The sequence below is a fragment of the Enterobacter sp. 725m/11 genome (genome assembly GCF_011683705.1).
Taxonomy (GTDB): domain Bacteria; phylum Pseudomonadota; class Gammaproteobacteria; order Enterobacterales; family Enterobacteriaceae; genus Enterobacter; species Enterobacter bugandensis.
The window spans coordinates 25981-34518 of sequence record NZ_JAAQOK010000046.1 but is presented as its reverse complement, the minus strand read 5'-3'; the positions used below and the strand labels follow the sequence as shown (position 1 = coordinate 34518).

Annotated in this window: 9 protein-coding genes; 5 read left to right on the top strand and 4 right to left on the bottom strand. The window is 52.9% G+C overall.

Annotated elements, in window-relative coordinates; translation table 11 throughout:
* Positions 1-229 precede the first annotated feature (229 nt).
* The gene (dkgB, locus tag HBA26_RS18140; RefSeq protein WP_028015602.1) at positions 230-1033 is read left to right on the top strand and encodes a 2,5-didehydrogluconate reductase DkgB; all 804 of its coding nucleotides are present in this window, start codon (positions 230-232) and stop codon (positions 1031-1033) included.
* A 28-nt stretch (positions 1034-1061) separates the two neighbouring features.
* On the opposite strand, the gene yafC is transcribed toward dkgB, so the two are convergent.
* Positions 1062-1967 carry a DNA-binding transcriptional regulator YafC gene (gene yafC, locus HBA26_RS18135; protein ID WP_028015603.1) on the bottom strand — a complete coding sequence of 302 codons (906 nt, stop codon included), beginning with the start codon at positions 1965-1967 and terminating at the stop codon, positions 1062-1064.
* Between the two features lie 104 nt (positions 1968-2071).
* On the opposite strand from yafC, the gene HBA26_RS18130 reads away from it, so the two are divergent.
* The 3 genes from HBA26_RS18130 (at position 2072) to HBA26_RS18120 (ending at position 5033) form a co-directional block, all read left to right on the top strand.
* Positions 2072-3247, top strand: a complete 1176-nt coding sequence (locus HBA26_RS18130; protein WP_028015604.1) for an MFS transporter — start codon at positions 2072-2074, stop codon at positions 3245-3247.
* A 136-nt stretch (positions 3248-3383) separates the two neighbouring features.
* Complete coding sequence (locus HBA26_RS18125) at positions 3384-4184, top strand: endonuclease/exonuclease/phosphatase family protein (RefSeq protein ID WP_028015605.1); 801 nt, start codon at positions 3384-3386, stop codon at positions 4182-4184.
* A 75-nt stretch (positions 4185-4259) separates the two neighbouring features.
* Entirely contained in the window at positions 4260-5033 is a 774-nt protein-coding gene (locus HBA26_RS18120; protein ID WP_048960747.1) for a class I SAM-dependent methyltransferase, read from the top strand.
* A gap of 52 nt (positions 5034-5085) precedes the next feature.
* Here the strand turns inward: HBA26_RS18120 and mltD are convergent, their stop codons facing one another.
* Complete coding sequence (gene mltD / locus HBA26_RS18115) at positions 5086-6450, bottom strand: murein transglycosylase D (protein ID WP_028015607.1); 1365 nt, start codon at positions 6448-6450, stop codon at positions 5086-5088.
* 68 nt (positions 6451-6518) lie between these two features.
* Positions 6519-7277, bottom strand: coding sequence for a hydroxyacylglutathione hydrolase (gene gloB / locus HBA26_RS18110; RefSeq protein WP_126346144.1), 759 nt, complete (start codon positions 7275-7277; stop codon positions 6519-6521).
* A 32-nt stretch (positions 7278-7309) separates the two neighbouring features.
* On the opposite strand from gloB, the gene HBA26_RS18105 reads away from it, so the two are divergent.
* Positions 7310-8026: a class I SAM-dependent methyltransferase gene (locus HBA26_RS18105; protein ID WP_028015609.1), complete on the top strand. Its 717-nt coding sequence runs from the start codon at positions 7310-7312 to the stop codon at positions 8024-8026.
* Here HBA26_RS18105 and rnhA read toward each other — a convergent pair whose 3' ends face one another.
* Positions 8027-8494 carry a ribonuclease HI gene (gene rnhA, locus HBA26_RS18100; protein WP_028015610.1) on the bottom strand — a complete coding sequence of 156 codons (468 nt, stop codon included), beginning with the start codon at positions 8492-8494 and terminating at the stop codon, positions 8027-8029.
* Positions 8495-8538: the final 44 nt, after the last annotated feature.

Genomic DNA, 8538 nt, shown 5'->3' with positions numbered 1-8538 from the left:
AGTTCAGTCGGTTAGAATACCTGCCTGTCACGCAGGGGGTCGCGGGTTCGAGTCCCGTCCGTTCCGCCACTTATTAAAAGCCCTGAGTTAACGCTCAGGGCTTTTTTCATATCTGACGATTAATTATTGCGAAATTAGCAAAAATCCTCTGCGTTTTACGATCTTTTTCTCTATAACACCGCCAGCGATAATCGTCCTCAGTTAACGAACATAACGATTGAGGAATATTATGACTCTCCCTGCATTTGGTCTGGGCACTTTCCGCCTGAAAGACGACGTAGTTATCGCATCAGTTAAAACCGCTCTTGAACTTGGCTATCGCGCAATTGATACGGCACAGATCTATGAAAACGAAGCTGCCGTTGGACAGGCTCTTGAAGAGAGCGGTGTACCGCGTAATGAACTGTTCATCACCACCAAAATCTGGATCGAAAACCTCAGCAAAGACAAGCTCATTCCAAGCCTGAAAGAGAGCCTGAAGAAACTGCGTACCGACTATGTCGATCTGACGCTGATCCACTGGCCGTCACCGAACGATGCCGTTTCTGTGGAAGAGTTCATGCAGGCGCTGTTGGAAGCGAAAAAGCAGGGCCTGACCCGTGAAATTGGTATTTCCAACTTCACCATCCCGCTGATGGAAAAGGCGATTGCCGCTGTTGGCGCTGAGAATATTGCGACCAACCAGATCGAGCTGTCTCCATACCTGCAAAACCGCAAAGTCGTGGACTGGGCAAAACAGCACGGGATCCATATTACCTCTTACATGACGCTGGCCTACGGTAAGGCTCTGAAAGACGAGGTAATTATCCGTATCGCAGAGAAACATAACGCGACTGCTGCGCAGGTTATTCTGGCATGGGCAATGGGTGAAGGCTATGCCGTGATCCCATCATCAACCAAGCGCGAAAACCTGGCCAGCAACCTGCTAGCGCTGGATCTTCATCTGGATGACGATGATAAAAAAGCGATCGCAGCACTGGAGTGCAACGACCGCCTGGTGAGCCCGGAAGGTTTAGCCCCTGACTGGGATTAATAAGACCCTCCCTCTGTAACCCGAACCCTCACACAGCTCCTCCGGGAGCTGTTTTTATATGCTCGCTCAGGAAGTCGATAAAGGCGCGTATGCGCGTGCTTACCGCTCTGTCGCTGTAATAAACCGCGCTGAAAGGCATCTCTACCGGCAAACGTTTATCGGCCATTAGCTCTACCAGTTCACCCCGCGCTATCTCTTTATCAATCATATAGTCTGACAAGCAGGCGATCCCATTCCCTTCCAGGCAAAGCTGCTTCAGCGTTTCTCCGCTGTTAGACGATAACCCGCAGGTAATTTCATGAAGCTGGCCATCATGACAGGCAACAGGCCAGGTGTTCAGCGACACCGGCTCCGTAAAGCCCAGGCACAGATGCTGCTTCAGTTCTTCAACCGTCTCCGGTTTACCATGTTCAGCAATATACTGTGGCGACGCGATAATTTTACGATAGCTGGCAAACAGCGGGCGGGCCCGCAGGCTGGAATCCGTCAGGGTTCCCGCCCGAATAGCCACATCCACTTTCCGCTCGATGAGGTTAATAAACGTCTCGGACGAGACCAGAGAGAGCGTCATCTCCGGATAGCGTTCACGGAAAGGTTTGATTAACGGCATCAGAAAATGAAGCACAACCGGCGTGGCAGCATCAATGCGCAGCAACCCGCGCGGCGTGCTGCGGGTTTCCATAATCTCCGTCTCCGCTGCGGCCATCTCCTGCAGCACCGACTGCACGCGGCGGAAATAACGTTCCCCTTCTTCCGTCAGACTGAGCTGCCGCGTCGTTCGGTTGAGCAGACTCACCCCAAGCTTCATCTCCAGCTTTTTCACCGAACGGCTAATGGCCGAGTTAGCCTGTCCCAGCTGCTCGGCTGCGCGGCTAAAGCTGCCGCTTTCGACGACGGCGACAAAGATTGTCAGCTCTTCAGACGTAGCTTTCATTGTTGCACCACCTGCAAAATTCTATTGATATTTTGACCATTTTTGTTATTTAAGCACTGGCGCATACTGCCTGTCATCTTAATCCTGATGATACGGAGTATTTTATGCCACTGGCGCTACTTGCCCTGACGATCAGTGCCTTTGCAATTGGCACGACCGAATTTGTTATCGTGGGACTGGTTCCCACCATCGCTAACCAGCTTGCCATCTCGCTGCCCTCAGCCGGGTTACTGGTGTCCATCTACGCCCTGGGCGTTGCCGTCGGCGCGCCGGTGCTGACGGCCCTGACCGGACGTTTTCCGCGTAAGCAGCTGTTAGTCGCGCTGATGGTGCTGTTTACCGCCGGGAACGTTCTGGCCTGGCAGGCACCGGACTACACCACGCTGGTGATTGCCCGCCTGCTGACCGGTCTGGCACACGGCGTGTTCTTCTCGATTGGTTCCACTATTGCAACCAGCCTGGTCCCCAAAGAGAAAGCGGCTTCAGCGATCGCGATCATGTTCGGTGGGTTGACCGTCGCACTGGTCACAGGCGTACCGTTGGGAACGTTTATCGGACAGCATTTCGGCTGGCGTGAAACGTTTCTGGCCGTCTCCTTACTGGGCGTTATCGCTCTGGTGACTAGCCTGCTGCTGGTACCATCGAATATTCCAGGCCGGGCGAGCGCCAGCCTGCGCGATCAGCTGAAAGTGCTTACCCATCCGCGTTTGCTTATCATCTATGCGGTTACGGCTCTGGGCTATGGCGGCGTATTCACTGCCTTCACCTTCCTGGCACCGATGATGCAGGACCTGGCGGGCTTCTCCCCGAATGCCGTGAGCTGGATTTTGCTGGGATACGGTATTTCTGTGGCCATTGGCAATATCTGGGGCGGTAAGCTTGCGGATAAGCATGGTGCGGTACCGGCGCTGAAATTTATCTTCGCCGCCCTGGTGGTTCTGCTGATGATTTTCCAGTTCACGGCTTCAATGCAATACGCCGCGCTGGTCACGGTACTGGTGATGGGGATCTTCGCCTTCGGTAATGTGCCAGGGCTTCAGGTTTACGTTGTCCAGAAAGCCGAGCTCTATACGCCGAATGCGGTGGATGTGGCATCCGGTCTGAATATTGCCGCTTTTAATATTGGTATCGCGCTGGGCTCCATTATTGGCGGACAAACCGTCGAACACTTCGGATTAACCCAGACCCCATGGATTGGCGCGGTGATTGTCCTGGTCGCCTTCCTGCTGATTGGCCTGAGTGGACGCCTCGATAAGCCAGCCCGCGTAGCGCTGGGATAACATCAGTAAGTGCTTGCTTACAAAACTGGAAAGCGGTTTCTCAGAAATTGCGTTGAAAGTGTGACCTAAAGTCCCTATAACATTAGAACCAGTCCGTTTTCAGGGCTGGTTCATGTTACAGGGGCTGTTTCCAAAAGTGCGAAAAAATACCTATGCCATGCGTTATGTTGCCGGAATGCCCGCGGAGAGGATCTTACCTCCGGGGTCGTTTGCGAGCATAAGCCAGGCATTACCCGCCGGCACACCGTTAAGCAGCGATGATAAAATCCGGGTTCTGGTCTGGAACATCTTCAAGCAGCAGCGCGCGGAGTGGTTATCGGTACTCAAAAATTTTGGAAAAGATGCCCACCTGGTTCTGCTCCAGGAGGCGCAAACTACCCCTGAACTGGTACGGTTTGCCACCACGAATTACCTTGCCGCCGACCAGGTGCCGGCATTTGTTCTGCCGCAGCATCCCTCTGGCGTAATGACGCTTTCTGCTGCCCATCCGGTCTACTGTTGCCCGCTCCGCGAGCGCGAACCTATCCTGCGTCTGGCGAAATCAGCGCTGGTGACGGTCTATCCGCTGCCGGATACCCGTATGCTGATGGTCGTCAATATCCACGCGGTAAACTTTAGCCTCGGCGTGGATGTGTATAGTAAGCAGTTACTTCCTATTGGCGATCAGATTGCGCATCACAGCGGGCCCATCATCATGGCCGGCGATTTTAATGCCTGGAGCCGTCCGCGCATGAATGCGCTGTATCGCTTTGCGCGCGAAATGTCGCTGCGTGAAGTTCGCTTCAGTGATGACCAGCGTAAAAAAGCTTTTGGTCGTCCTCTCGACTTTGTCTTCTATCGCGGTTTAAGCGTGCACGACGCCTCTGTACTGGTGACGCGCGCTTCGGATCACAACCCTCTACTCGTTGAATTCAGTCCCGGCAAACCTGATAAATAATGGTGTGTCAGGTCTGCCGTGGGGCAGGCCGCGCGGGTGCTGCCCTTTTATTTTTAACCAACAAAGGACAGTACGATGACAACAACACACTCCCATCATGACAACGTAGAAAAACAGTTTGGTTCTCAGGCAAGTGCTTATCTGAGCAGCGCCGTGCATGCTTCAGGTCGCGATCTGGTGCGTCTCGGTGAACGTCTGGCGGCATTCCCGCAGGCGCACGTGCTGGACCTGGGATGTGGGGCAGGGCACGCCAGCTTTACGGCTGCGCAGCAGGTAGCCCACGTTACCGCATATGATTTATCGAGCCAGATGCTGGACGTCGTTGCTGAGGCGGCGAAAGCGAAAGGGCTGAAAAATATAGATACGCGGCAGGGCTATGCGGAGTCTTTACCGTTTGATGACGCGTCGTTTGATGTCGCGATCAGCCGGTATTCCGCACACCACTGGCATGACGTCGGCCAGGCATTGCGCGAAGTCAGACGTGTTCTGAAGCCGGGTGGCACCTTCATCATTATGGACGTGATGTCTCCCGGACATCCGGTGCGTAATATCTGGCTGCAGACGGTCGAAGCGCTGCGCGACACCTCGCACGTGCAAAACTACGCCAGCGGGGAGTGGTTATCGTTTATCACTGAAGCCGGGCTGATTGCGCGCTCGTTAATAACAGACCGTTTACCGCTGGAGTTCAGCTCCTGGATAGCCCGTATGCGTACCCCGGAGGCGTTAAGCCAGGCGATTAGGCTTTACCAGGAGAGTGCGTCCGCAGAGGTGAAGGCGTACTTTGAACTGCAGGCGGATGGCTCATTTACGAGCGATACCATCATGGCTGAAGCGCAAAAAGCGGGATAAACAAAAAAGGCACCGAGGGGAATCGGTGCCTTTTTATCTTTCGATCGTGTTATCAGGAGTCTGGCGTGGCGCTGTTCTTCACAAACAGCGTCAGCTGGTCGCCCGGTTTCAGATTGTCAGTATCATTATTCCAGCGCATCACATCTTTGATGTTCACGCCGTGTCGTTTTGCGATACTGGACAGTGAATCGCCTTTGCGCACGCGATAGGTGATGCTATCGCTGTTGCTGGCGAGACGCTGTGCGCTGCTACCTGCACCCACGGTCAGTGTCTGACCCACCTTCAGCCCAGAGCTGCGCAGATTATTCCACTGCTGCAGATCTTTCGCCGTCACGCCAAGACGTGAGGCAATGCCTGAAAGGGTATCCCCTGAACGCACCTTATAGCTGCGGCTGCTAACGGATGAAGCATCGGCGATCAGCGTTGACTGAACGGCGGCAATTTCACCCGATGCTAAAGACTCACGTAACTGCGCCGCATGTTTCTGCGGAACCATCACATACTGCGGGCCGCTTGCCCCCAGCGTCGAGCCTTTAACGCCTGCATTAAAGGTTTTCAATTTACTTACCGACATACCCGTCATATCAGCAACTTGTTGAATATCAACCGGATTGCTGAGGCGCACGCGCGCCAGTGCACGACTTTCGTCTGGTGTTGGCAGTTGTACACCGTAACGCTTGCTGTTCTTGAGAATATCGCTCAAGGCCAGCATCTTCGGTACGTAAATCTTCGTTTCCTGTGGCAGTGAGAGCGACCAAAAATCGGTGGATTTACCCCGTGCTTTATTCGCTTTCATTGCCTTCAGTACACGACCTTCGCCACTATTATACGCTGCGACCGTTAACAGCCAGTCGCCGTCAAACATCTTGTTCAGACGTTGCATCATGTCGAGAGCGGCTGTCGTTGAAGCGACAACATCGCGACGCGCATCATAGTTGCGGGTCTGTTTCAGACCATAGTTTCGCCCGGTGCTCGGAATGATCTGCCAAATGCCTGCGGCATTGGCGCCAGACGTCGCGTGTGGGTCAAAAGCGCTCTCCACTATGGGTAGGAGTACCAGCTCCATAGGCATGTTACGTTTTTTAACTTGCCCGGCTATCCAGTACATATACGGCTCTGCCCGTAACGTTACATCGTGGAGATAGCTCTTATTTCTTAAATACTTCTGTTTCTGTTCGCGAATCCGGCTGTTTTCCGGAATTCCCATCTTTAGCTCGTCGCCAATAGAGGTCCACAAGTCTTGCTCCTGCGCGAAAGATGTCCCATCGTCCATCCAGCGCGCCGAACTTGTAAACTTCCCTGCTTCCCCTTGACCAGCTGCAGAAAGGCTCTGTGCGTGCTGTTGTACGTTGCTGCCGTTCTGCGACTGGCAACCTACAAGCAGGACAGAGGCGAGTAATATCGCTTTTGCCTTCATGTGTGTGTCAATAGTTGCTTAAAAGACGAGCGATGATAACGGCGAAATTTTGAAAAGGCAACCCGCATTTATCTGAAGTTATCTTTCTTTGACCTTAACCATGCAAATCGCTGTTCTGGTTGTTGCAAATTTGTTTCTTGGTTAATTTTATTAATTAAATCAATATCATCTGTTCGTAAAAATAAATTAATCTGGCGCTCATTTTTCAGAATTACGGGCAGTGTATTTTGGTTTTTTGCACGTAACTCCTTCACTTTGTGATAATAATCCTGAATCGCCCGATCCTCGGGTAAGAGGCTTGCAGCAAACTTCATATTTCCTAATGTATACTCATGGGCGCAACAAATAAGGGTGTCATCCGGTAACGCACTAATCTTTTGTAAAGACTGATACATCTGTTCCGGCGTGCCTTCAAACAGTCTTCCGCAGCCGCCAGAGAACAAGGTGTCGCCACAAAAAAGATAAGGTTTGCTGTAGAAACACAGATGTCCAAAAGTGTGACCCGGTGTAGCAAATACGGAAAACTCCCACTCGTGGATGAGGATATTTTCGCCTTCTTCGACTACTTGCGTCGTTCCCTTATTTTGTGTCTCAGCCGGTCCGTACACCACAAGATGCGGAAATTGGGCGCGCAGTTCCTGTACGCCGCCAGTATGATCGTTATGATGATGCGTCAACAGAATGGCGTCAGGCTGCCAGCCGTTATCATTTATGGCGCGCAGTACAGGGGCGGATTCGCCGGGATCGACAATGACGCATCGACGATCATCATCGACCAAAACCCAGATGTAATTGTCCTCAAAAGCGGGAATACTGATAAGATTCATACATTACCTCTTATAGCGTGGCGGGTGTTTTGATGAAACCGGCAAGGATACCTCAGACTGTCGCAGCACCGGAACGTTGGGCGGAATTGCCCTGGGGTGAATACTATCGCGAAGCACTGGAGCAGCAGCTGAAGCCCTGGCTCGCGAAAATGTATGGCTTTCACCTGCTTAAGATTGGCAATCTCAGCGCGGAAATCAATACCGAAAGCTGCGCTATCTCACATCAGGTTAACGTCTCTCTCGGCGGATCGCCGGTTCAGGTGAAGGCAGACCCGTTGCATCTTCCATTCGCAGAGAAATCCGTTGATGCATGCCTTCTTGCACACGCGTTGCCCTGGTGCAGCGATCCTCACCGTATGCTGCGTGAAGCCGATCGCGTTCTGATTGATGACGGCTGGCTGATCCTCAGCGGATTCAATCCGCTGAGCCTGATGGGGCTGCGCAAGCTGGTACCCGTGCTGCGCCGAACGCCACCCTATAACAGCCGAATGTTCACCATGATGCGCCAGCTCGACTGGCTTTCACTGCTGAACTTTGAAGTGCTCTGCTACGGCGGTTTTCAGGTACTGCCGTGGGCGCGGAAGGGGGGAGTGTTGTTAAGCACGCATTTGCCCGCCTTAGGCTGCATGCAGTTTATCGTCGCGCGTAAGCGAACCATCCCCCTTACGCTTAACCCGATGAAGCAGAGCAAATCGAAAACGCCTATCCGGCAGACCGTTGGCGCAACGCGGCAGTACAGAAAGCCCTGATCAGGATTCAGGCTGGTAGCCTGCATCCTCATGGGCCGGGTTTAAAGCCGCCGCGCGCGCCAGTTCGTCGCAGCGTTCGTTCTCAGGGTGACCAGCATGCCCTTTTACCCATTCCCATTTTATTTGGTGCTGACCTAATGCCGCATCCAGCCGCTTCCAGAGATCGACATTTTTAACCGGCTTTTTATCCGCAGTTTTCCAGCCGCGTTTTTTCCAGTTGTGGATCCACTGGGTGATACCCTGGCGCACGTACTGGCTATCGGTACTGAGCACCACGTCGCAGTGTTCTTTTAAGGCTTCCAGCGCCACAATGGCCGCCATCAACTCCATACGGTTGTTGGTGGTCAGGAAATAGCCTTCGCTAAAAGTTTTTTCATGCTGGCGATAGCGCATAATCGCGCCGTAGCCGCCGGGCCCTGGGTTGCCGAGACAAGATCCATCGGTGAAAATTTCTACCTGTTTACGCATCTCTGGTAGACTTCCTGTATTTGAAACGTTCAGTTAAACGATAA